Genomic DNA, 23,773 nt, shown 5'->3' on the forward strand with positions numbered 1-23,773 from the left:
TTCGTTATCTGAGAGACAAATGGGAAAGAATAGGTTATTATCCTGTTAAAGTATTTTTGTCGCTTTCTGACAAAACAAAGGGGATATTGAAATGACAAGTACCAGTGTACGGAACGACCTGATCGAGGGCGTTGTCGTCCGGAAGAGTAATTCGCTGATCAATGCGAAATATAAAACCTCGATTCTCGGGAACAAGATCATCGCTGTTTCTCTCACAAAGCTGCAGCAGGAGCCGGGATCGAAGCAGGTAATGGCGACGCTGTATCCGAGTGAGATCAAACGTATCCTTGGTAATGAGACAGATACCAATATTTATAAGAAGCTGAAGAGCGTCAGCAAGCAGCTTGCCGGGAATATCATCACGATTGAAGACGGTCTCGGAAATTTCCATACCTTTACGATGATTACCAACGTATCCTATAAAGACCAGAAGCTGGAGATCATCTATAACCGGGAAATGACACCGCATATCACGAGTCTTCAGAAGAGTTATACTTCCATGGAACTTGCGACGCTTGTCTCCTTCGAGAAGAACAGCTCCTTCCGTCTCTATGAGCTTCTGAAGAAGGAAGCATACAAGATTGATACGACGAAATCAAAGTTCGTTACGAAGGTGTACAGTGTGGATGAACTTCGCTGCACGCTCGGACTCGTGAATCTGGATGCCTCCTATCTTCAGAGAGCGGTTTCCGATGGCGCGACGTGGTCGGAGTTGGTTCGTCTGGCAAAGAAGGAGGACAAGCAGTATGAGCGGTTTACGGATTTCCGCACAAAGGTGCTTGACGAAGCAAAGATCGAGATGGACGAGAAGGCAGACATCACGTTCGAGTACACCGTGGAGAGAGGAAACAGAGGCCGGGCGACCGACATCATGTTTATGATTTCCTGGAATATTCCGGAGGCGAATCTCGAGACCATTCACAAGAACAAGGTGAAGATTGAGCAGCTGAGTCCGGAGTACGTGAAGGTCGCTGAACCGGATCCGTTCGAAAAAGTCGCCGCTGAGGACAAGAAGAGCGGAGCGAAGAAGCTGCGGGAATATTCGGATATACTGACATATCTGAAGAAGAGCGGAATCCGCGCTACGAGCGGATTTACGATGGAGTATTACGATCGTCTGCTTCAGGATGCCAATGGAGATACAGACGAGATCAAGAGAGAGATCGACTACGCGAAGACCGGAGGAATGACGATCCGGAATTATTTCGGATGGCTGAGAGAGGCAGTGCGGAACCGCTACGCGGACAATGTCGTAGAAGCGGTGGAAGGAAGCACGGAGGATGCGGAGACTGCCAGGGAGCTCCACAGGGAATCTCATTCGAACAGAACCAAGGAGCTTGTATGGGAGCGATACAAGCAGAAGGATAATTTCCAGGATTTTGTGGAAAGCACGGGCGTACCGCTCGAGGCTATGGAGCTCGCCTTTGACATCGATGAGCGAATCAAGATGTATATGGATTTTACCGTCGAGAATATGCACGCATGAGCGTTAGAACGAGAAGCCGGTCACCGGAAAAGGATGCCGGCTTCTCTTTTTGAAAAAATGACAGGAGGATGTCGAAATGGAGAGAAAAATGATACAGCGCGGATTTTCCGGGACACGCGAACCCGAAGAGACCGCAGAGGAGCGCATCGGACGCGCGGTGGCCAGGAAGGCTGCCGCGGCCGGTATGGTACTTCTGAAAAATGAAAATCACATACTCCCGCTTCGAAAGGGCAGCGGTGTCGCGCTGTACGGTGTCGGAGCATCCCATACCATCAAGGGAGGAACGGGTTCCGGTGACGTGAATGAGCGTTCCAGCGTCAGCATCTATGAAGGAATGAGAAACGCCGGATTTGTGATCACAAATGAAGCATGGATCCGTGATTTTGAAAAAACCTATACTGAGGCGAGGCTTCGCTGGAGAGATGATCTGCTCGGCAGGAAGAAGGCAAACGGGGGAGAATATGATTTCTTCAGCGATTATTCGGAGCATCCGTTCCATATGCCTGCGGGACGGCCGATTGATCCTTCGAGGGATCTTGCAGAAGACAGGAATACGGCATTCTATATCCTCAGCCGGGTGTGTGGAGAGGGAGCGGATCGTTTCTGTGAAAAGGGCGACTATTATCTGACGGATGAGGAGCATCACATGCTGCGGGATATCTGCGGGATTTATAAGGATGTGATTGTGGTGCTCAATGCGGGAGGACAGGTGGATCTGTCATTCCTGGATGAATTTGCAAACATCCGGGGGCTGATTCAGATGGCACAGCCGGGAATGGAGGGAGGAAATGCCTTCGCGGATCTGGTCTCCGGAAGAATCAATCCATCGGGAAAGCTGGCGGACAGCTATGCGTTTCGCTATGAGGACTACCCGAATGAACAGAATTATTCCCACAATAACGGTAATACTGACACAGAGGAGTATAACGAAGGCCTCTATGTCGGATATCGCTATTTTGACAGCTATGAGATTCCGGTTCGCTACGGGTTTGGCTGCGGGCTTTCATACACCTCCTTTTCCATCCGTGCCGGCGAGATCTGTAAGGCGGAAGGCGGGGACACACAGGAAATCAGTGTGACGGCGACGGTCAGAAATACGGGAGAAACTGCGGGTCGCGAGGTCGTTCAGGTGTATGCGTCGCTTCCGTATGGAAAACTGGAGAAGGAGTATCGACGCCTGGCTGGTTTTATTAAAACCGATGAGCTGAAGCCGGGGGAAGAGCAGAAGGTTATGGTTGAAATTCCGCTGAAGACGCTGGCATCCTACGACGAGAAATGTGCTGCGTGGATTATGGAGGAGGGCGATTACGGAATCTGGGTCGGAAACAGCCTGGAAGGATCCCGGCTCGTCGGAGCCGTCCGGCTGGATGAGACCGCTGTGCTTGAGAAGGTCAGAAACATCTGTCCGCTGAAGACAGATCTGGAGGAATTTCACAGAGATCCGGAGCTGATGAAGAGACAGTATCAGGGATGGAGGAATGAGGCGGCCGAGAAGAGGCTTCCTGTTGTTCTTCTGCATGCGTCTGAAATCCGGAGAAAGACCGTTACGTACCGCAGCAACGCGGAGCTTGTCGAAACGGAGGCGCGCTCCTTTACGGATACGCTGACAAGAGAGCAGCTGATTCGTCTGTCGGCGGGAGATCCCGGTCAGGCGCAGGGGAGCAGCAGCCTCGGTTCTGCTGGGTTTACGGTTCCGGGCTCTGCGGCGCAGACAAGCCGTGCCGCAGAGGATCGGAATCTTGCGAGCATCGTGCTTGCGGACGGACCTGCAGGACTGCGTTTGATGCGCTATTATTTTGTCCGGGACGGAAAGGTCGTTCCCATGCCCTTTGAATTCAGTCTGGAGGGCGGATTCTTCGCGCCGGAAGCGGGGGAGATGAAGGACGATAAATATTATCAGTACTGCACGGCAATCCCGACGGGGACTGTACTGGCGCAGACCTGGGATACGGATCTGGTTTCCGAGGTGGGTGAGATTATCGGAAAAGAGATGCTCAGGTTCGGGGTGACGCTCTGGCTGGCTCCCGGCATGTGCATTCACAGAAATCCGCTTTGCGGAAGGAATTTTGAATACTATTCAGAAGATCCGGTGCTGACCGGAGAAATTGCCGCGGCAATGACGAACGGGGTGCAGAGGAATCCGGGCGTCGGAACGACCATCAAGCATTTTGCGTGCAACAACCAGGAAGACAACCGCATGAGATCGGACTCGGTCCTCTCGGAAAGAACGCTGCGGGAGATTTATCTTCGGGGATTTGAGATCGCGGTGAAAAAATCACAGCCGATGTCGCTTATGACCAGCTATAATCTGGTGAACGGCGTGCATGCAGCCAACTGCCGTGACCTGATCACAGATGTTCTGCGGAATGAATGGGGTTTCCGGGGTGCTGTCATGACGGACTGGACGACGACGATGCAGCTCCAGGATCCGAAGGGAGCGACCGCGGACGGATGTATGCGTGCCGGCAATGACATGATCATGCCGGGAGCTGCGTCGGATTATGAGGAAATCGGGAAGGCACTGGACAACGGGACGCTTTCACCGGAAGACCTGAAGGCCTGCGTGAGCAGAACGGTGTCGATAATCTGGCAGTCCGCCATGTATGAGGGAGCGGTGCCGTATCAAAAGTGATCTGACCGGTTTGAGACAATTATTAACGAAATCAGCCTGAGATATTAATTGATGAATCTGCCTGTGCGGGGTGAAAATCTGCTGAAGTTGCAGAAATAAGAAGAATATGTTACAATACCTTTAAAATTTCGTTTAAAAATTTAAGATTCAAAATGAAATAATGAAACGGAGAAGGTATATGAACAAACTCGTCAAGAAATTACTGTGTCTGTGCATAACCGGTGTGATTTCGTTCGCTGCGCCTGCAGCGACAGCGGTATCTTCCGCGGTGCCGGTGTATGCGGATGTATCTGTCGGAAATTTTACAGATGCGGATTTTAATATTTTCATCAATATGATCGGGGCGTGTGAGTCCGGAGGACTGGTATACGGACAGCGGGATTACGCAACTTACCTTTCTCTGGCAGACAGCTGGGGAGCGGAGCAGACAATTACCATCGGCTGGTGGTCGGCTTACGGGAATAACGGACGTGCTCTTCTGAACAGGATTTACAATGCGGATCCGGCTCTGTTCCAGAGCATTGATACGGACGGATCGATTCAGGCCATGCTCAGTCAGGACTGGGAGAAGCTGAAATGGGAGCCGTCAGCTGCTCAGAAGGATGTGATTGTACGTCTGATCACGACAGATACCGGAAAGAAATGCCAGGATGAGGCATTTAAGGAATTTGCGAAGATATATATTGAGGACTGTCAGTCGTCCTATACAGATGATGTAGCCGCCTGCATGATGTATGCGGAAATCGGCATGCTGGGCGGGGAGGCAGCGGCGAATCGGATCTTTAACAGGGTGGTGAATGATTATTCATCGAATTTCAGTCTGGACAATATCATGGCAGCGCTGGCGGATGATCAGAAGGCAAGTACAAATCCTTATTCGGTAAGCGGCGCTGTGTATAATACCAGGCACAGTCTTTTTTATCAATGGATTCAAACCTATCTTCAGCCGGCGGATCCTCAGGAAAATGGCGTGTTCACGGACGTTCAGAATACATCCCGGTATTATTATGAGCCGGTTTACTGGGCTTATCAGAATGGGGTGACCAGCGGGACGAGCAGTACGACGTTCAGTCCGTCGAATACAACGACACGGGCGCAGATTGTCACGTGGATCTACCGTCTGCTCGGAAATGGAGAGGTCAGCGGGAGTGCCGGCTTTACGGATGTTGCTCCATCCTCCTATTACTATCAGGCGGTGAACTGGGCGGATGCGCATGGAATCGCTGTGGGATTCTCAGATGGATCGTTTGGCGCAGGGGCTAACTGCACCAGGGCGCAGATCATCACGATGATCTATCGCTGTTATGCGTCCGGCAGCGGAAGCTACAGCAGCAACTTCAGTGACGTATCGGCAGATGCCTATTATTATAACGCGGTAGGATGGGCTGTACAGAATGGAATCACGAGCGGTACATCGGCATCTACATTCTCACCGGAGATCACCTGCAGCAGGGCAGATGCTGTAACCTTCCTGTATCGGGCGGCTTCGAAATTCTGAGAGAGAAATGACAGGAACGGATTTTTTTCATAAGATCATAGCTGATATTTCAGTGCCCCTCTGGGGGCACTGTTTTTTTACGCGAACAGTGAGCCGCAGCCGAATGCGAAGTATTCGTGTGCGGCGAGCGTCGCGATAGCGAGATAAAACTCGCGCAGCGTGTTTTATTTGTAATCGCCACGCTCTTGAAAGGATACTGACAGCATGATACAGCGCGCAAGGTGCGGTTATCTTTTCTAAGTGCCACGCTCTTGAATGGATACTGACAGCAGGATACGCGCGTAAGGTGCGGATACCTTTGCAGGCACCGCGTTTGGGAGAGAAAACAAAGAACCGTGTTCTCCTTCACAGGACCAAAAATGACCGTATTTCAGAATCCTTCCGGATATGATACAATGGCAGACGTAATGTCCTGCAGTGTGGCAGAAACCTCATTTTTATGAATGGAATATACGGAAAAATGCGCTGCTGCGGTGTGCATCGGAGAATAATTCGAATTTTGTGTGGAGACGGAGAAAGAATGAAGTACGATTTTACGTCGATTATTGACAGGCGGGGACAGGATGCCACCGCGGTGGATGCCGCCGGAAAGCGGGTCTGGGGATTTGAGCCGGGAGCGCCGATGAGGGGATTCGATTTTATCCCAATGTGGGTGGCGGATATGAATTTCAAGACCTGCCCGGCGATTACAGACGCGATCATCAGGCGTGCGCAGCATCCGTTGTTTGGATATTTTGTACCAAAGGACACTTACTACGACTCGATTATCCGATGGCAGGAAGAACGCAATCATGTGACAGGACTCTCGCGGGAACATATCGGATATGAAAATGGTGTGCACGGATTTATCTCGAGCGTGATTGATGTACTGACACAGCCCGGAGATCGGATATTTCTTCATCGGCCATATTATGTCGGTTTTATCGGAGATATTATCGGCAAGGGGCGGCGTCCGGTGTTCAGCGATCTGAAGAAGGATGAAAGTGGGATCTGGCGGATGGACTATGAGGACATGGAGCGTCAGATCCGTGAGAATCAGGTCCGGCTTGCAATTTTCTGCTCTCCGCATAATCCGTGCGGGAGAGTCTGGACAGCAGAGGAAATCGAAAAGGCAATGGAGGTTTTCCGAAGAAATGACTGCCTCGTGATCAGTGATGAGATCTGGTCGGATCTTACCTATACCGGGCATTCCCATGTACCGGCTCAGATGGTCAGTGAATGGGCCCGTGAGCATGTTATGGCGGCGTATGCGCCGAGCAAGACCTTCAATCTGGCGGGGCTTGTCGGGAGCTACCATATCATATATAATCAGAAGCTCAATCAGAGAATCACGGATTTTTCGGCAAATACCCATTACAATGAAATGAATGTCTTCAGTGAGCACGCACTGATCGCGGCATACAGCCGCGAGGGAGCGGAATGGACCAATGAGCTCAGAAGTGTTCTCGAGGATAACTGCCGCACGGCAGTTGATTTCATACAGGAAAATTTCGAGGGCGTGGATGTTTCAATGCCGGAGGGCACCTATATGCTGTTTCTGGACTGCACCGGCTTCTGCAGAAGAACCGGAAGAACGATCGATGAGGTTCTCAGAGCGGGCTGGAATGTAGGCGTCGGGTGGCAGACGGGTCATGCATTCGGCGGTAACAGTCATATTCGCGTCAATCTGGCTCTGCCAAAGACAAAACTCATGGAAGCGCTTGGCAGGATGCGGGATTATGTTTTCACCGATACGGATACAGAGGCTTATTTGTGGATCAATAAGTCTGATGAAGATCAGACAGACGTTGAGGGAGCGCGTTCCGGCGACAGCGGCATGCAGGGAGCAGATAAATCTGAAGGCTGTCGGGATACCGACAGATTGAATCGGCAAGAAGAAATTCGACAGAGAGAAGAGAAGGAAGCACGCTGTGACATGAAGAGAGGGAGCACGGAGACGGATGACGGAGAAGAAAGCGTGGATCCTGAAGAAAGTGGAGAGCCTGAAGAAAGCGGGGATCCTGAGAATTTCTCTGCCGGATGGATATACAATGATGACGGTCTGCTGACCGTTTCCGATGACAGAAATCGTGATATGACGGTGAGTGCCGTGAAGAGGATTCTGGAAAATTATCCTGTAGAGGAATGTCATCTGGCGGGATTTGTAAATGGAAATATCGTTGGGAACAAGGATATGGAGGAAGCGCAGAATTATTGCCGGATCCTGCAAAACGGAGGATTGAAGATTGCGGAGCTCTTCACGGAGGAGGAATGCGTGAAGCTGAAGCAGATCGGGATTTTCTGACACACGCTTTGCGGCAGGCGGCCTGTCTGCGTTTTCGAAGAGATAAAAGAATAAACCACATGCTGTAACCAGCGTCACATACGGTATAAGCTACGGATTGGTTATGAAAAATATTAGTAAATCAGAGACAATAGAAAAAGAAAATGAGGAGAAACAGTACCGGAGGATGACGGAGACGCCGGTCTCGAAGCTGATTCTGCAGCTGGCGGTTCCGACGATCATCAGTATGCTGATCACGAACATCTATAACACCGGCGACACGTATTTCGTCAGCCGGATCGGAACATCGGCGTCCGGGGCGGTCGGAATTGTATTTGCGCTGATGGCAATTTTCCAGGCACTGGGTTTCATGTTCGGTCATGGCGCCGGAAGCATCATATCCAGACACCTGGGCGCAGAGGATCCGGATGCCGCAGTAAAGTTCGCGTCTACGTCTTTTTTCGTCAGCTTTGGCGTTGGTATTCTTGCCGCACTGTTCTGTATGATTTTCATGAATCCGATCCTCCGCCTTCTTGGAGCGACGGATACGATTCTTCCATACGCGAGAGAATACGCGTTCTGGATTTTTCTGTCGGGGCCATTTCTGGCGACAAGCTGTGTGCTGAACAACATCCTCCGCTATGAGGGACGGGCATTTTATGCGATGATAGGTCTTACGACGGGAGGCATCCTGAATCTGATCGGCGACCCGATTCTGATGTTCGGCTTCCATCTGGGGGTCAGCGGCGCAGGAATATCGACGGCTGTATCTCAGATTATCAGTTTTCTGATTCTTCTCCATATGTTTTACAGCGGAAAGACCGTGACCTATTTCTCTCTCCGGACGGTCGGGAGGGCGGCTTCCGGACTGTTCCGGTGGAGAGTTCTCGGAAGGGATACCGCGGATATTGTAAGGACGGGATTCGCGAGCTTTGTGCGTCAGACGCTGAACAGTGTATCGACGGGATTTCTGACGTCTCAGGCATCTGCCTACGGAGATGCGGCGATCGCCGGCATGAGCATCGTGGGAAGAGTGGTGTTCCTGATGGCATCCGTCGCAATCGGAATCGGACAGGGGCTCCAGCCGGTAGCAGCGTTTAATTACGGCGCGGGAAAGTATCGGAGAGTGAAACGCGGTTACGGATTTACCGTGGCGGCGGGGACGGTTGTCCTGGGAGTCATCGCCCTTGTCATGGCCGTTTTTGCTGCGCCTGTGATCGCCTGGTTCCGGCCTGATGCGGATGTGGTGAAGATCGGAGCGCCGGCACTTCGCTGGCAGTGTGCGACCTGCCTCCTTCAGGCATGGATCATCAGCTCCAACATGCTTTTTCAGAGCATTGGAAAGAGCTTTCGGGCCTCATTCCTTGCCGGTCTGAAAAGCGGCTTCTGCTTTATTCCGCTGGTATGTATCCTTCCGAGGCTCTGGGGAATTAACGGAATTATTCTGGCACAGCCGCTCGCGGATGTAATTACGGCAGCGGTCACAGTACCGTTCATCGTTCCGTTCATGCATGAGCTAAGTAGATCAGAGCGCAAGACCGTAAGCGAATCCGGAAAGGTTTAAGTCTGGCGCTCATGCTGAAAAATAAGTATTTACGATTGCGGATCCGGCAGGGTATAGTACTCATTGAAAAGTAAATGGATCAGTCATTTCGAGGGGGAAATAGGTGAGCGTTAGAAAGCTCCTGTTTCTCCCTTATGTATTTTCGGACGGTGTTCACAGCACGGCCTTATACAAAGAAATGACATCCGGCATATGTACAGCAGAAAGGAAGGAACGAATCATGCTAGGTACCATTTTACTTTATGTGGGAATTGTTCTGATCAGCAATGGCCTGGCCGGGGTTCTTGAGGTGAAGGACAAGTCCATGGTTGTCATGAACATTTTCACCGGCGGGCTCAGTCTGGTACTGAACATCATTGCACTGGGATACGGGGTAGTCAGCAATCAGGGCATGCTCTGGTTTTACGGAAGTGCAACGGGGCTTCTGTTCGCATTCACCTATCTTTACTCCGCAATCAATACGATCTTCGGATTTGATCAGCGTCTGTATGGATGGTTCAGTCTGTTTGTAGCCATCAACGCGATTCCGGCGGGAGCGCTCTGCTTTGTCGGATACGGCGGGAACTGGATCTACGGACTGATCTGGTGGGCATGGGGACTTCTGTGGTTCACAGGATTCCTGACCTGCGGTCTGAAGAAGAATCTTGGAAAATTCCCGGCATGGCTTGGAGTGATTGAGGGCGTGGTTACGGCCTGGATTCCCGGCTTCCTGATGCTCGTGAATATGTGGCCGTCATAAACGGTCTCTTCAGATTCCGGCGCAGATTTTATCAATGGTCTGTTCGGACCGGCGGAAGATATTCCGACGCCGGTTTTCGACAGAGGTATCCGGTAACGGATACAGAGATAGAGCAGCAGAGTTTTCATCCTGAAAAGCCGGTGAATTGACAGCCGGCTGTGAGAAAAGGAGGTATTTATGCAACTGACAGAGCGTGAGCGCGAAAAAATGATGATCAGTCTGGCAGCAATGATCGCGCAGAAGCGGAAGGACAGAGGAGTAAAGCTGAACCATCCGGAGAGCGTTGCAATTATCACCAGTTATATTCTGGAGGGTGCCAGAGACGGAAAGACCGTGGCGGAACTTATGGATGAGGGAGCACGGATTCTGACCAGGGATGACGTCATGGAAGGCGTGCCGGAGATGATTCCGATGATTCAGGTCGAGGCGACCTTTGTGGACGGCACAAAGCTTGTCACGATCCATGACCCGATCCGCTGACCGGAGGATTCTCCTTAGGGAAAGCGGCACGAAGACAGTGACGCGGGGACTTATACATTTTGATGTCCCGGACACGGGGCATGCAGACTTACTGAGCACAGCAGAAAGGAGCAGTCTATGATTCCAGGAGAGGTTCATTTTGCGACAGATAAACCGGTTCCTTACAATGAAGGCTATGATGCAATCGAGCTGGAAGTAAAGAATGTAGGAGACAGAGCGGTTCAGGTCGGATCGGAATACCATTTTTATGAGGCAAACGAGCAGGGACTGAAGTTTGACCGCGCGAAGGCATATGGAAAGCGTCTTGATATCGCTGCGGGAACGGCAATCCGCTTTGAGCCCGGCGAGACTAGAACGGTACGCCTGATTGATTTCGGCGGAAAACGCAGAGTCTTTGGCTTCAATAACCGTGTGAACGGGTATCTGGACAAGAACAAGAAAGCCCACAGCACAGATCTGGAGGTGACGGTATGAGCTTTGAAATGGACCGGAAGCAGTATACACAGATGTTCGGACCGGCGGAGGGAGACAGTGTCCGGCTGGGAGATACCAATCTGTTCGCAAAGATAGAGAAGGATTATACCGTACACGGACAGGAGAGCAAATTCGGCGGCGGCAAGGTCCTTCGTGACGGAATGGGCGTCAGTGCGACGCAGACCAGAAAGGATAATCCGAAGGTCGCGGATACGATTATCACGGGAATTACGGTCATCGATTATACAGGAATCTACAAAGCGGATATCGGTATCCGTGACGGGAAGATCCTCGCTATCGGCAAGGGCGGAAACCCGGATATCATGGACAACATCGATTTCATCGTCGGAGCAAGCACGGAGGCGATCTCAGGTGAAGGGCTGATTCTTACCGCGGGAGGTATCGATCTTCATGTTCATTATCTTTCCACAGGCCTGGCTCATGCCGCTCTCGACAATGGTATTACGACGCTCTTTGGAGGCGGAACAGGGCCGGCAGACGGTTCCAACTCTGCCACAACCACGCCGGGCGCATGGCATATTCAGCGTATGATCGAAGCGGTTGAAAACGATCCTCTGAACTATGGATTTATGGCAAAGGGCGCCGGCGCGACACCGGAGACCATTGCAGAGCAGGTCGAGGCAGGTGCCGCGGCAATCAAGACGCATGAGGACTGGGGCGCTACGGCGGCGGGAATTGACAATTCCATCAAGGCAGCGGACAAGTATGATGTTCAGTACGCGGTGCACACAGATTCCCTGAATGAAGGCGGATTCGTTGAGAATACAATTAATGCCTTTGCAGGACGCACGGTTCATACCTTCCATACAGAGGGCGCCGGCGGCGGACATGCACCGGATATCATGATTGTTGCCGGTGATGAGAACATTCTTCCGTCCTCTACAAATCCGACCAATCCATATACGCAGAACGTTATCGATGAGCTCTTTGATATGACCATGGTCTGTCACAATCTGGATCCGAAGGTTCCGGAGGATGTCGCTTTTGCGGAGTCCCGTGTCAGAAAGCAGACGGTGGCGGCAGAGGATGTTCTTCATGATATGGGCGCACTCAGCGTCATGACCTCTGATGCCATGGCAATGGGCCGTGTCGGTGAGGTGGCGATGCGCTGCTGGCAGCTGGCAGACAAGATGAAACAGCAGAGAGGACCGCTCGAGGGTGATTCCGAATATGACGATAATAACCGGATCAAGCGGTATGTGGCAAAATATACCATCAACCCGGCCATTGTCAACGGCATTTCCGATTATGTGGGATCCGTCGAGGTCGGCAAGTACGCGGATCTGGTCATCTGGGATCCGAAGTTTTTCGGCGCAAAACCGAAGCTGGTTCTGAAATCCGGAATGATCGTATATGGCGTTGTCGGAGATGCTTCCTCAAGTCTTCCGACGCCTGAACCAAGAATGATGAGAGATCTCTACGGTGCTTTCGGCAAGGCAGTGCAGAGCACAAGCATCACTTTTGTATCCACCTATGCGTACACACACGGAATTAAGGAAAAACTTGGCCTGAACAAGATTGTTCTCCCGGTTCATAACACGCGCAATCTCACAAAGAGAGATATGAAGCTGAACAATTATGCGCCGAAGACGATCAGGATTGATCCGCAGACCTTCAATGTGACAATTGATGACGAGCTGATCAGCTGTGAGCCGGTAGATACCATTTCACTGGCACAGCGGTACTACTTCTTCTGAGAAGTACAGAAACAGGTATGATATTCCGGCGTGATATGTGCCGGCATGGGGCGGTCCGGACTGTCGGTAATGACAGCCGGACCGATCTCCATATATGGGAGGACGCTGTGACGATGATGATCAGACGGATATTGGGGCAATCGCAGGAACCGGTTTCCCTATATGGGCGGACACTATGACAGGGAGACATCGCCCGTAATATGCGTCATGCCTCGGTTACAGCTGGACAGTCTGACAGAGAGGAGCTGTATAGAATCATGATTTTGACAGAAGTATACGGGAATATCCAGGATATTCCGGATCTGGCATCCTGGCATGTGGAGACCGCTCTGGTGAAGAGTGATGATCTTCTGAAATCAATCCTGCGGGTAACCTCTGATCACGGGCGTGACTATGGAATCCGGCTTGGGGATGAATCACAGAAGCTGGAGAACGGATCTGCCTTTATGCTGGAGCCGGGAAAACTTCTTGTACTGAGTGTCATTCCGGATGAGGTGATCGTGATTACTCCCTCAGATATGGATGAAATGGGAAAAACAGCGCATATGCTCGGCAACCTGCATAAGCCGGTGCAGATCAGAGACGGCAGGATTACGCTTCTGATGGATCCGGTTGTGCTGAAGACGCTGAAGGATAACGGAACAGAGTTTACCGTGGAGAAAGTGCAGCTGGACAAACCCATGCAGTACGCAAACCTGACGCCGGGCGCGCATACACATGCGCACCACGCGGAAGAGCATTAAAGGTTTCTGCCCGGGCTTGCTTGAAAGGCAAGGCTTTACAGTATCTCTGCCTTTTGCAGACCGGATGCAGCAGAGTTTTTATTAGATATTGCAGAGAGGACAATAGCAGAATGAAAAAAGAGTTGCTGGAGGCATTTCAGATCTGTGATTCGACCTTTCCGATCGGTACCTTTAATCACTCCTTCGGAATGGAAAATTATCTGTCGAGGCGGGTCATCCGTAAGGCGCCGCAGTTTCGGGAGTGGTTGGAGAACTATTTCCGCTCTCAGTACCGCTATGGAGAGGGACTGCTGGTCATTTTATGCAGCCGCGCTCTGGATGAGGGACGTGAGGAGGAGCTTCTGAGATACGATGACATCATCAACCGGTCCGTGGCAGCAAGAGAGACGCGCGAGGGAAGCCGGATGATCGCTGTACAGATGGCGGCGCTGATCCGGAAAATTTACGGGGACAGATATGCATTTTTAAACCGATACGCGGAGATGATGGATGAGGACGAATACTTCGGCAGCCCCGCGATCGTTTTTTCTGTTTTTGCCCATGAAAAGGGAATTGACTGCCGGGATGCTTTTGAGCTGTACGGCTACAGTGTGGCTTCCACGCTTGTGCAGAACGCGGTCCGCTCCGTCCCCCTCGGTCAGAGAGAAGGACAGGTGATTTTGCATGACGTCATGCTCCTGATCACGGATCTTTATGACCGAACGTCGGATCTGGATGAGGAATATCTGGGGGCGAACATTCCCGGTCTCGAACTGGCGCAGATCTGTCACGAGACACAGGAAGCGAGATTGTTCATGTCGTAGTATATGCGAGAAGCAGGAATTCGAGGAGCAGTGAATCAGAGAATCAGGATACCGGAATCATCTGACAGGAATATGATCCGGCAGCGCATCACAGAGAAAGGACAATGAATCATGAAACGGGCAGTAAGAATCGGAGTCGGAGGTCCGGTAGGATCCGGAAAAACGCAGCTGATCGAGAGGCTTACCAGAAGGCTTAAGGATGAATACAGCATGGCGGTTATCACCAATGATATCTATACGAAGTGGGACGCTGAGTATATGGTATCCCATTCTGTACTGGATGCAGACAGAATCATCGGGGTGGAGACCGGCGGATGCCCGCACACGGCGATCCGTGAGGATGCGTCCATGAATTTTGCGGCGGTGGAGAAGCTGGAGAAGCGTTTCAACCACACCCTCGATCTGATGTTCATTGAGAGCGGAGGCGATAACCTCGCGGCAACCTTCAGCCCCGAGCTGGTAGATTTTTCCATTTACATCATTGACTGCGCGGAGGGCGAGAAAATCCCGGCAAAGGCAGGACAGGGAATGATCAAGTCGGATTTGTTTATCATCAACAAGATCGATCTCGCGCCCTATGTCGGAGCAAATCTGGAGAACATGCGGGAGACGTCCCGAAAGTTTCGCGGAGACGGTACCTTTGTGTTTACGAATCTGAAAACGGACGAAGGTCTCGAGGATGTTGTGCGGTGGCTGAAGAAGGATTGTCTTCTGGAGGACCTTGAATGAAAAGTCAATTTGACGGAGAAATCCGCCTCGGATTTACAAACCGAAATGGGAGAACTGTGGCACAGTCGACCTATCGCAGGGGAAATTCCAGGATTTCCGGGAATATTCCGGCTGCAGGCGACGTTCCCTATTACTTTCTGATCAGCACCGGCGGCGGTTTTACCGAGGGGGAGACGTACCTTCAGAAGGTTTCGCTTGAGGAACAGTGTCATGCGATTGTGACGACACAGACCCCGAACTATATCTACAAGTGCGACGGGGGAAGACTGACGAGTCAGAACAATCGGGTGAAGATCGGAAAGGATTCCTTCCTGGAGTATTATATTGATGAGACGATTCCATATGCCAGGGCAAGATTTCGTCAGAACACGGAGATCCAGATGGCTTCGGGATCCAGACTGATTATGACCGACGGTCTGACTGCCGGGTGGTCGGAGGACGAGGAACCATTCCAGTACCGGGATATCGGGCTGAAGACCGATATCCGGATGGATGGTCGGCTTCTGTTCCATGACTTTCTGCTCGTCAACCCGGAAGAGGATCATATGCATGAAATCGGATGCTTTGAGGGATCCATGAACTACAATTCCGCTGTCATCATTGATGAAGGTGTCGACGAGGCTATGCTGGAGGAACTGAGAAATTTTCTGAATCAGAAATTCACCGGTTCCGAGGAGGTCCGGTTCGGATTGTCTCTGCTTGATCGTTATGGACTTGTACTTCGTGTTCTGGGGAAGAGCATCGTGGAGAACCGCGAAGTCGTGTATTCAATGACCGGTTATTACCGGGAGAAAATTCTCGGTTATCCCCACTTTGCATTGAGGAAAAATGCCTGAATGAAATGCGCCTTTAGCGATTTTGAGTGTTGTCAATAGAGATAACAGGCATATGTATGACTAAGTGCCGGAAGTCGTTAATCCAGATCGGCTATCAAAAAGAATTTTGAAAATGGTTGATTTTCCGCGCAAAAGTACGCTTGATGAAAATAAGGGAATGTGTTATCATGAACCCATTGTGAGGCTCATTGCTCCTGGCTTCAGGGAAACATCCGGGCCGGCACAGAACAATAGAATAGAAAAACATGGGGAGCCGGAAGGCTGAGAGGTATCACATGAGATACGACCCGAGAACCTGATTTGGATAATGCCAACGTAGGGAAGTGCGAGCACTGGTGTTTTTTATGTAGTCTGTTAGGCGGTATCCATTTGGGTATCGTCTTTTTTTGTGTATAAGCTCTTCGAAACCACGAAGCACGGAGAAATCCGCAGTTTATATAGTATTATACCAGAACAGCTCTTCGAAACCGCAGACAGGAGCGTCACACGCGAAAAGCGCCAGTGACTTTATTCTATTTTAGAGAATTCGAAAGGAAGGACAAGGTTACAGATGAGAGAGTATCATACGCAGATGGAGGCGGCGAGAAAAGGGATCGTCACTCCGGAGATGAAGGCTGTGGCAGGGAAAGAGAGAAGAACGGAGGAGGAAATCCGGAACTGGGTAGCAGAGGGAAAGGTGGTTATCCCAGCGAATCCGGCGCACAAGGGGCTTGATCCGAACGGCATCGGCAGTATGCTGAAGACGAAAATTAATGTAAATCTCGGTATCAGCCGTGATGTGAAGGATTATGATGTGGAGATGAAGAAGGTTCTCAGTGCCGTCGATCTCGGCGCTGAAGCAATCATGGATCTTTCCAGTCATGGCAACACCCAGCCGTTCCGCAGAAAGTTGACCAGTGAATGTCCGGCGATGATCGGCACGGTTCCGATTTATGATTCCGTGATTCATTATCAGAGGGATCTTGCGACCCTCTGTGCAAAGGATTTTGTGGATGTCGTGCGTCTGCACGCAGAGGACGGTGTGGACTTCGTGACGCTGCACTGTGGGATCACCAGAAAGACGATTGAGGAAATCAAGGCCGGCAGGAGGAAAATGAACATAGTCAGCCGAGGAGGAAGTCTGGTATTCGCGTGGATGGCGATGACCGGCAACGAAAATCCCTTCTACGAATATTATGATGAGATTCTGGAGATCTGCCGGGAGCATGATGTGACCATCAGCCTCGGTGATGCCTGCCGGCCGGGATGCCTTGCGGACGCGACGGACAGCTGTCAGATTGGCGAGCTGCTCAGGCTTGGTGAGTTGACGCAGAGGGCGTGGGACCGGGATGTCCAGGTCATGGTGGAAGGACCAGGCCATGTGCCGATGGATCAGATCGCCGCAAACATGAAGGTTCAGCAGACCATCTGCAAGGGAGCGCCCTTCTACGTACTCGGACCTCTGGTAACAGATATCGCGCCAGGCTACGACCACATCACAGCTGCGATCGGCGGGGCGATTGCGGCGATGAGCGGCGCTGCTTTTCTCTGTTATGTGACACCGGCGGAGCATCTTGCGCTTCCGAACATAGACGATGTACGTCAGGGAATAATAGCGAGCCGGATCGCGGCTCACGCGGCAGATATCGCCAAGGGCATTCCGGGTGCGCGGGAACAGGACGATCGGATGGCGGATGCAAGGCGGAAGCTTGACTGGGATGCTCAGTTCAAGGAGGCGCTTGATCCGAATACTGCGAAGTCCATTCGGGACAGCCGGGCGCCAGAGGATGATCACAGTGACACCTGCTCCATGTGCGGAAAGTTCTGCGCGGTGCGGAGCATGAATAAAGCGCTGGCGGGAGAATATATCGATATTCTCTAATATATCGATATCCTCTGATCAGAGGATATTATGCGGGGATTTCACAAGCCTGCCGTTATCCTGGGGCTGACTTAAGGTCAGCAGCCGGCAGCACCGGACAGAGGTTCTGTGAAATCCCTGTTTTTTTCTGTCGCATAAATAAAAAAGAAAATGCTTTCCTACCGGCACTGGATTCTGTATACTTAAGGTTGAGAATCATGGTTACAGATTTCGCCGCGAGGCGGAAGCTGCCACAGGGCTGCCGCGGATGTTGGAATATACTGCAATATTTGCCGCAGCACAGAAAAGGAGGAGCAGTATGTGGACTAGGATCGGATTAAAAAACCGGTCAAAAGAGGTATTCAGGGGCAATTACTGGAAAGCTGTTCTTGCCGGACTTCTTCTTTCGCTGGCGATCGGAGGATCTTACAGCAGATCAGGCGGAGGAGCGTTATCCGGATTTTGCAACGTAATTTTGAATTATGATATCGTTTCCGGCAGAGACACGGATATTTTCGGATTTCATGCGGGACCGGGCGGCATTCCCGGCGGGATGTTTGGTGTGTGGCTGATGGCTGCCGGAATCATCTTTTTGGTGACACTGGTGATCGCCGTTATCGCGATTGTGGCCGATGTATTTCTGCTGAATCCGCTGGAAGTCGGGGTGCGGAGATTCTTTTATACGAATCTTCACCAGAAAGCGGAGCTTCGCGAAATCATGTACGGATTTGATCACTCCTACAAGAACGTGGTAAAGGTGATGTTCTTCCGTGATCTCTATACCTTCCTCTGGTCATTGCTTTTCGTGATTCCGGGAATCGTGAAAGGGTATGAATACCGGATGATCCCGTATCTTCTGGCTGAATATCCGGACATGCCGATGGAGGAAGCGTTCCAGATCAGCAGAAACATGATGTATGGAAATAAATGGAAGGCATTTGTGCTGGACCTTTCGTTTCTTCTGTGGGTGATTCTTTCGAGCATTACCTTCGGGCTGGTCGGTATTTTCTATGTAGATCCCTATATGGCGCAGACGAGCGCCGCGCTGTACGATGCCATCAAGATCGAGAAAAATCCGTTCGCGGGACAGAATCCGGGCGGTAATGGCAGCTTCGCAGGCATGTGGTAAACGGTCATACGATAATCTTGCCACAAAATGTATAAGCTGCGGTTTGTCTGCGTTTTCGAAGCACATATAGTTTTCGATTTTGGAGGTAATAGAATGTATCATTGCATACTGGCCAAATATAATGCGGAAATATCCAAAAAGCAGAAGGAAAATCTTCTGCCGGAGATCCGGGAACTGTTCGCGGGTCTCACCGGAATTGAAGGAATTGAATCGGTTGAGGTATTTCCAAATGTGATTGACCGGGCAAACCGGTACGATGTTCTGATCCGGATCCGGATGACACCGGAGGCGTTGCCTGTCTATGACGACAGTGAAATCCACAAAACCTGGAAAAGAAACTACGGAAAATACCTTGAGAAGAAGGCGATATTTGATTATGAGGGATGAGAATGCGTAGCAGATATGCACAAAATTTCCCGGTATTTTCACAAAAATTATAGAAGTAAGTCCTGAATTTCATGCAGAAGCTCCCGAAAGATTTGCATTTCAGTGTCAAGAGGATAAAATATCTATGTAAGGTCTCCGGAGAACCGCGGGTCACGGAAGGATAGCATACCGCATCAGTTTTCACGGAGCCTGTGACAATATTTATTTGGAAGTCGGCCGTAGATATCGAAGACCGAAATTGAATCTGAGGAGAGGCATGAGAGATGAAAAAGGCAAAGGTGAAATTCAACCGGGTCGAGGATATCGTAGCATTTGTTAAACTTGCCGGAGAATGCGCAGAGGATGTCACGGTCCGGAAGGGCAGAAGTGAGACGGACGGAAAATCAATCATGGGAGTATTTGCTCTGGGATTTGAACCAATAGAGATTGAGTTCACGGAGGGCAATTCACAGATGGAAGAGTATCTGAGCGCGTACGCATTATAATCAGCGTTCAGAAAGTGTGTTAAACAGACCTAAAAGATCGGCAGATATTTGTTCGGAAAAGGATAAATATCTGCCGATTTACTGTATAAAGCCGTCGTCAAGCGGGCAGTTTTTGGGCATGCGAAGCATGCACAGAAAACTGCATGCTTGAACGACGCTAACATGTATGAGCATGGAGCGGTGTGAAACACCGCGAGAATGCGAATATGCGCGGGCAGTGAGCCACACCCGCTCACACGAAGTGTGAAGCGGTGGGGCGAACGCCGCGGCAGACCGACGAAGTCGGTCACATGTGGCAGCTGCGGGAGTTGCGAAGCAACGGAGCAGCTGGCTTTATACAGTATGCGGCACGATATAATAATAAGCGGCACGGAAGCTGCGAAGCAGCGAAGTGACGCGGGGACTTATACAATAGCATAACTGAACAGCTCTTCGAATACGCAGACAGGCCGCCTGCCGCGAAGCGTGCGTAAGAAACTGTATGCGATTTCGAAGGCAACAGGAATGAGCACGAAGTGACGCGTAAGCTGCACGGAAGTGCGAATATGCGCGGGCAGTGCTCCACACCTGTCAGGAAAGGAAAAGGAAAACGATGGAAAATTTCGATGAATTATACTATCAGAGACCATATCTGAAAGAGTTTGACGCGGAGGTGATCTCCTGCGAATCGTGCGGGAAGGGCTATCACGTGGAGCTAAACCGGACGGCATTTTATCCGGAAGGCGGCGGTCAGCCTTCAGACCGCGGCATCCTCCGGACTGACGCACAGACGGTTATTCCGGTGCGGGATGTTCAGAAGCATGGGGATCACATTGTTCATACGACGGATCGGGAAATCGCCGTTGGAACTCAGGTACACGGGGTCATTGACTGGCAGCGCCGAATGGATTATACTACGGCACATTCGGGTGAGCATATCCTATCTGGTCTGATTCACAGACGTTTCGGATACGAGAATGTCGGATTCCATATGACTGAGGAATGCGTCACCATTGATATCAGCGGAGTCATGACCTGGGAAGAACTGATGGAGGTGGAGCGTGACACAAATGCAGTGATCCGCAGCGATGTTCCTGTAGAAGAAAGCTTTCCGGAGGGACAGGAACTGGAGACACTGGATTACCGGAGCAAGAAGGAGCTGACCGGGAAGGTGAGGATCATCACGATTCCGGGAGCGGATATCTGCGCCTGCTGCGGGACCCATGTGATGAGAACCGGCGAGATCGGCATGGTGAAATGTCTCAGCATGATTCATTATAAGAAAGGCGTGCGGATCGAGCTGGTCTGCGGCAGAAAGGCCCTTCTCGATTATGAGCGGAAGGTGGACCAGAACACGGAGATCTCCCATATGCTCTCCGCGAAGCCCCATGAGACAGCAGAGGCTGTCGCGAGAGTACAGCAGGAGCTGGCGGAGGCGAATCAGAAGCTCAACGACTGGATCGGTCGGTACTTTGACGGGAAGATGAAGGAACTCGAAAAGCAGGAGTCCTTTCTGATCGACTTTGAGGAAAATATCGACAGGAACAGCTGCCGGAAGTTCTGCGACAGGCTTGTGAAGGAATCCATGGCGCCTACCTGTGCCGTAATTACGGCGCAGGAAGACGAAAAGGGCGTCTATGCATACTGCATCTGCAGCTCAGCCGTCAATCTCAGGAACCTCACGAAAAGCATCAATTCCAGTCTTGAAGGTCGCGGCGGCGGAAGCCCAGAGATGATCCAGGGCTCTTTCAAGGCAGAAAAGGAGAAGATACAGGAGGTATTGACTGAGATCTTTACTGTATAAGCTCTTCGAAAACGCAGACGGGCTCGACATACGCGAAGCGTATGAAAGAGCGAGGATGCGATTTCGAAGGCAACAGGTATGAGGATGAAGCGCGAAGGCGCGGAATCCGAATGCCTGTAGGATTGTGGGAGTGCGAAGCACGGAGCAATCCGTAGCTTATACAGTATGAAAGAGAGTCACGCCGATTCATTCGTTTTGTCCATTCGTTTCTTTTTTCCAGAAATGATCAGTGTAACTATACCAAAACCGATCATAACAAAAATGAGCGGATGTCTAAAAATTTCTAATTTAAAGGTATAAAAGGCCACCGCAAGGATTACGATATTTATACAGATTGTAAAGATACCACTTAGAAACTTACATTTTATCGGCGCCTTTTGATAATACTGTGCAGACAGAAATAGGAACACACCGGTTAGCAGTCCTGGAAAAACATCGTACATTATTAAAAGAAACGGAAGAATTGTAATTGGATTATTTTTTATCAATAAATTGATAGGCGAACGACACAACAAGTCAATGAAGACCATTCCTTGTGCTAATGCAACAAACCAGAAACAGCAATTAGTCTGAGTCTTTTTATCTTCATCCAATTGGTTTTCCTCCTATTCTTATAATGGATATGGTCGTTAAAATAGTCATGGGAACTCTTTTCTCTGGTATTAATCTTTCACCTATAATCGTCGTTTCACGACGAATGATTCGGCGTTTATTTTAATATTTGACTACTTCTTATATGATGACAATACCATGGATTATTTTGCTTATATATAGGCAATATTCACACAATACATTAGCCCTTTTTAGTAAAATTATTAGAAGGGGGAAGCAATCCCGTAGCTTATGTAGTATCAAAGAGAGCTCTAGGAAAACGCAGACGGGCTCGACACACGCGAAGCGTGTGTAAGGGCCAGGATGCGAATTTTCACAAAACGTGTGTTCTGTGTTATAATCGGAGGCGGAACGGTTTTTGAGTTTCCTGCTGAGGGGATTTGATATGCTTGTGATAGAACTGCTGCTTCTGGCAGCGCTTGTGATATTTCCGGTGTCGCTGATCGCGGGTATTGTGAAAAAGAGACGCAGCGGCGACCGGCGAGGGTCCCGGATATGGATGATCGGATCGATGACGGTGATTGTCATCGGAACGATTCTTGTCGGTGTTCTCCCGGGAGGCGTTCAGACCGGTACTGGAGAGAACCGGACGGGAGCTGTTGGGACCGTCATCGACCGGATTCGGAACGGGACAACCGCCTCTGTCGGAGGGGCGCTGCCTTCCGAGGAGAAAAGAGCGGCGGAAGAGCTCACAGCCTTTGATCCGGATGAGATTCCGGCGTACAGCGGCTCGCCGTCGGTAGAGGTCAACGGGAATGTTCCTTTTTTCACGGATGAGGACCTCCGGACACAGGAATTTGAATTCTACAGCGACATGGACAGTCTCGGGCGGTGCGGAACCGCCTGGGCGGATATCTGTGTCGATACAATGCCTGTGGAGGAGAGGGGAAAGATCGGATCGGTAAAGCCGACCGGATGGCACACGGTAAAGTACAATGGGATTGACGGCAATTATCTGTATAATCGCTGTCATCTGATCGGATATCAGCTGGCGGGAGAGAACGCGAACAAAAAAAATCTGATCACAGGTACCCGCTATATGAATGTAGAGGGAATGCTTCCCTATGAAAACGAGGTGAGCTACGCGGTCACCGACTTTAATTTTCATGTACTTTATCGGGTTACACCGGTTTTTGAGGGCAATAATCTGCTTGCCTCCGGTGTTCTGATGGAGGCGGAATCCGTAGAAGACAGGGGAGAGCGAATCCGGTTCTGCGTCTACTGCTACAATGTACAGCCGGGGATCACGATTGACTATGCGACCGGTGACAGCAGCGGTCCGGAATTTACCGGTTCCGATTCTGCATCCGGAGGGAAAGAGACAGCGAAGCAGACGGAAGTGTCAGAGACACCTGCTTCGGAGCCATCCGTTTCGGGCGGGACAGTCAGCTATGTCGTCAATACGAATACAGGCAGATTTCATTATCCGACCTGTTCGTCAGTGGAAGACATTGCTCCGGGAAACCGAATGGAATGGACCGGATCCAGGGATGAACTAATCGGCAGGGGCTACACACCCTGTAAGCGATGCAATCCGTAGAATATAAACAACAGCAGGTGTGCGCAGTACCG

General features: G+C 50.7%; 20 protein-coding genes and 1 riboswitch. Of the genes, 19 read left to right on the forward strand and 1 reads right to left on the reverse strand.

Features of this window, described 5'->3' with window-relative positions; translation table 11 throughout:
- Positions 1–91 precede the first annotated feature (91 nt).
- The 18 genes from ACTQ3A_RS03170 to ACTQ3A_RS03255 all read left to right on the forward strand — a co-directional run bounded on the left by ACTQ3A_RS03170 (position 92) and on the right by ACTQ3A_RS03255 (position 21,589).
- Positions 92–1,486 carry a replication initiation protein gene (locus tag ACTQ3A_RS03170; protein ID WP_441100932.1) on the forward strand — a complete coding sequence of 465 codons (1,395 nt, stop codon included), beginning with the start codon at positions 92–94 and terminating at the stop codon, positions 1,484–1,486.
- 76 nt (positions 1,487–1,562) lie between these two features.
- On the forward strand, positions 1,563–4,118 hold the full coding sequence (locus tag ACTQ3A_RS03175) for a glycoside hydrolase family 3 protein (RefSeq protein ID WP_441494019.1): 2,556 nt from the start codon (positions 1,563–1,565) through the stop codon (positions 4,116–4,118).
- Positions 4,119–4,296: 178 nt separating this feature from the next.
- Positions 4,297–5,616 carry an S-layer homology domain-containing protein gene (locus ACTQ3A_RS03180; protein ID WP_441100930.1) on the forward strand — a complete coding sequence of 440 codons (1,320 nt, stop codon included), beginning with the start codon at positions 4,297–4,299 and terminating at the stop codon, positions 5,614–5,616.
- A 520-nt stretch (positions 5,617–6,136) separates the two neighbouring features.
- A complete protein-coding gene (locus tag ACTQ3A_RS03185; protein ID WP_441494020.1) occupies positions 6,137–7,900 on the forward strand; it encodes a MalY/PatB family protein in 1,764 nt (587 codons plus the stop codon).
- A gap of 103 nt (positions 7,901–8,003) precedes the next feature.
- Positions 8,004–9,443 (forward strand): MATE family efflux transporter, encoded by a 1,440-nt coding sequence (locus ACTQ3A_RS03190; RefSeq protein WP_441100928.1) that lies wholly within the window; start codon positions 8,004–8,006, stop codon positions 9,441–9,443.
- Positions 9,444–9,663: 220 nt separating this feature from the next.
- Positions 9,664–10,182: an AmiS/UreI family transporter gene (locus ACTQ3A_RS03195; RefSeq protein ID WP_441100927.1), complete on the forward strand. Its 519-nt coding sequence runs from the start codon at positions 9,664–9,666 to the stop codon at positions 10,180–10,182.
- A 177-nt stretch (positions 10,183–10,359) separates the two neighbouring features.
- A complete protein-coding gene (locus tag ACTQ3A_RS03200; protein ID WP_279201379.1) occupies positions 10,360–10,662 on the forward strand; it encodes an urease subunit gamma in 303 nt (100 codons plus the stop codon).
- 117 nt (positions 10,663–10,779) lie between these two features.
- Positions 10,780–11,136 (forward strand): urease subunit beta, encoded by a 357-nt coding sequence (locus ACTQ3A_RS03205; RefSeq protein WP_441100926.1) that lies wholly within the window; start codon positions 10,780–10,782, stop codon positions 11,134–11,136.
- Positions 11,133–12,854 carry an urease subunit alpha gene (gene ureC, locus ACTQ3A_RS03210; protein WP_441100925.1) on the forward strand — a complete coding sequence of 574 codons (1,722 nt, stop codon included), beginning with the start codon at positions 11,133–11,135 and terminating at the stop codon, positions 12,852–12,854. Before ACTQ3A_RS03205 ends, ureC begins: the two co-directional genes overlap by 4 nt.
- A gap of 257 nt (positions 12,855–13,111) precedes the next feature.
- Positions 13,112–13,597 carry an urease accessory protein UreE gene (locus ACTQ3A_RS03215; protein ID WP_441100924.1) on the forward strand — a complete coding sequence of 162 codons (486 nt, stop codon included), beginning with the start codon at positions 13,112–13,114 and terminating at the stop codon, positions 13,595–13,597.
- A gap of 110 nt (positions 13,598–13,707) precedes the next feature.
- Complete coding sequence (locus tag ACTQ3A_RS03220; RefSeq protein WP_441100923.1) at positions 13,708–14,400, forward strand: urease accessory protein UreF; 693 nt, start codon at positions 13,708–13,710, stop codon at positions 14,398–14,400.
- Between the two features lie 111 nt (positions 14,401–14,511).
- Positions 14,512–15,129 carry an urease accessory protein UreG gene (gene ureG / locus ACTQ3A_RS03225; RefSeq protein ID WP_441100922.1) on the forward strand — a complete coding sequence of 206 codons (618 nt, stop codon included), beginning with the start codon at positions 14,512–14,514 and terminating at the stop codon, positions 15,127–15,129.
- A complete protein-coding gene (locus ACTQ3A_RS03230; protein ID WP_441100921.1) occupies positions 15,126–15,965 on the forward strand; it encodes an urease accessory protein UreD in 840 nt (279 codons plus the stop codon). The genes ureG and ACTQ3A_RS03230 overlap by 4 nt, the downstream gene beginning before the upstream one ends.
- Before the next feature lie 236 nt (positions 15,966–16,201).
- Positions 16,202–16,304, forward strand: a riboswitch (TPP riboswitch).
- A gap of 211 nt (positions 16,305–16,515) precedes the next feature.
- The gene (gene thiC, locus ACTQ3A_RS03235) at positions 16,516–17,826 is read left to right on the forward strand and encodes a phosphomethylpyrimidine synthase ThiC (RefSeq protein ID WP_441100920.1); all 1,311 of its coding nucleotides are present in this window, start codon (positions 16,516–16,518) and stop codon (positions 17,824–17,826) included.
- A gap of 298 nt (positions 17,827–18,124) precedes the next feature.
- Complete coding sequence (locus ACTQ3A_RS03240) at positions 18,125–18,934, forward strand: DUF975 family protein (protein ID WP_441494021.1); 810 nt, start codon at positions 18,125–18,127, stop codon at positions 18,932–18,934.
- A 93-nt stretch (positions 18,935–19,027) separates the two neighbouring features.
- Positions 19,028–19,321, forward strand: a complete 294-nt coding sequence (locus ACTQ3A_RS03245; RefSeq protein WP_441100918.1) for a Dabb family protein — start codon at positions 19,028–19,030, stop codon at positions 19,319–19,321.
- A gap of 263 nt (positions 19,322–19,584) precedes the next feature.
- On the forward strand, positions 19,585–19,806 hold the full coding sequence (locus ACTQ3A_RS03250; protein ID WP_441100917.1) for an HPr family phosphocarrier protein: 222 nt from the start codon (positions 19,585–19,587) through the stop codon (positions 19,804–19,806).
- A gap of 592 nt (positions 19,807–20,398) precedes the next feature.
- A complete protein-coding gene (locus ACTQ3A_RS03255) occupies positions 20,399–21,589 on the forward strand; it encodes an alanyl-tRNA editing protein (RefSeq protein WP_441494022.1) in 1,191 nt (396 codons plus the stop codon).
- A 176-nt stretch (positions 21,590–21,765) separates the two neighbouring features.
- Here ACTQ3A_RS03255 and ACTQ3A_RS03260 read toward each other — a convergent pair whose 3' ends face one another.
- Positions 21,766–22,182, reverse strand: a complete 417-nt coding sequence (locus ACTQ3A_RS03260) for a hypothetical protein (RefSeq protein WP_441494023.1) — start codon at positions 22,180–22,182, stop codon at positions 21,766–21,768.
- Between the two features lie 377 nt (positions 22,183–22,559).
- On the opposite strand from ACTQ3A_RS03260, the gene ACTQ3A_RS03265 reads away from it, so the two are divergent.
- Positions 22,560–23,741: a DNA/RNA non-specific endonuclease gene (locus ACTQ3A_RS03265; RefSeq protein ID WP_441494024.1), complete on the forward strand. Its 1,182-nt coding sequence runs from the start codon at positions 22,560–22,562 to the stop codon at positions 23,739–23,741.
- Positions 23,742–23,773 lie beyond the last annotated feature (32 nt).

The organism is Bilifractor sp. LCP21S3_F8, from assembly GCF_052117805.1.
Classification (GTDB): domain Bacteria; phylum Bacillota; class Clostridia; order Lachnospirales; family Lachnospiraceae; genus Bilifractor.

Coding starts and splice junctions, on each gene's coding strand:
- ACTQ3A_RS03170 (WP_441100932.1), top strand. CDS start 92: ATGACAAGTACCAGTGTACGGAACGACCTGATCGAGGGCGTTGTCGTC.
- ACTQ3A_RS03175 (WP_441494019.1), top strand. CDS start 1,563: ATGGAGAGAAAAATGATACAGCGCGGATTTTCCGGGACACGCGAACCC.
- ACTQ3A_RS03180 (WP_441100930.1), top strand. CDS start 4,297: ATGAACAAACTCGTCAAGAAATTACTGTGTCTGTGCATAACCGGTGTG.
- ACTQ3A_RS03185 (WP_441494020.1), top strand. CDS start 6,137: ATGAAGTACGATTTTACGTCGATTATTGACAGGCGGGGACAGGATGCC.
- ACTQ3A_RS03190 (WP_441100928.1), top strand. CDS start 8,004: ATGAAAAATATTAGTAAATCAGAGACAATAGAAAAAGAAAATGAGGAG.
- ACTQ3A_RS03195 (WP_441100927.1), top strand. CDS start 9,664: ATGCTAGGTACCATTTTACTTTATGTGGGAATTGTTCTGATCAGCAAT.
- ACTQ3A_RS03200 (WP_279201379.1), top strand. CDS start 10,360: ATGCAACTGACAGAGCGTGAGCGCGAAAAAATGATGATCAGTCTGGCA.
- ACTQ3A_RS03205 (WP_441100926.1), top strand. CDS start 10,780: ATGATTCCAGGAGAGGTTCATTTTGCGACAGATAAACCGGTTCCTTAC.
- ureC (WP_441100925.1), top strand. CDS start 11,133: ATGAGCTTTGAAATGGACCGGAAGCAGTATACACAGATGTTCGGACCG.
- ACTQ3A_RS03215 (WP_441100924.1), top strand. CDS start 13,112: ATGATTTTGACAGAAGTATACGGGAATATCCAGGATATTCCGGATCTG.
- ACTQ3A_RS03220 (WP_441100923.1), top strand. CDS start 13,708: ATGAAAAAAGAGTTGCTGGAGGCATTTCAGATCTGTGATTCGACCTTT.
- ureG (WP_441100922.1), top strand. CDS start 14,512: ATGAAACGGGCAGTAAGAATCGGAGTCGGAGGTCCGGTAGGATCCGGA.
- ACTQ3A_RS03230 (WP_441100921.1), top strand. CDS start 15,126: ATGAAAAGTCAATTTGACGGAGAAATCCGCCTCGGATTTACAAACCGA.
- thiC (WP_441100920.1), top strand. CDS start 16,516: ATGAGAGAGTATCATACGCAGATGGAGGCGGCGAGAAAAGGGATCGTC.
- ACTQ3A_RS03240 (WP_441494021.1), top strand. CDS start 18,125: ATGTGGACTAGGATCGGATTAAAAAACCGGTCAAAAGAGGTATTCAGG.
- ACTQ3A_RS03245 (WP_441100918.1), top strand. CDS start 19,028: ATGTATCATTGCATACTGGCCAAATATAATGCGGAAATATCCAAAAAG.
- ACTQ3A_RS03250 (WP_441100917.1), top strand. CDS start 19,585: ATGAAAAAGGCAAAGGTGAAATTCAACCGGGTCGAGGATATCGTAGCA.
- ACTQ3A_RS03255 (WP_441494022.1), top strand. CDS start 20,399: ATGGAAAATTTCGATGAATTATACTATCAGAGACCATATCTGAAAGAG.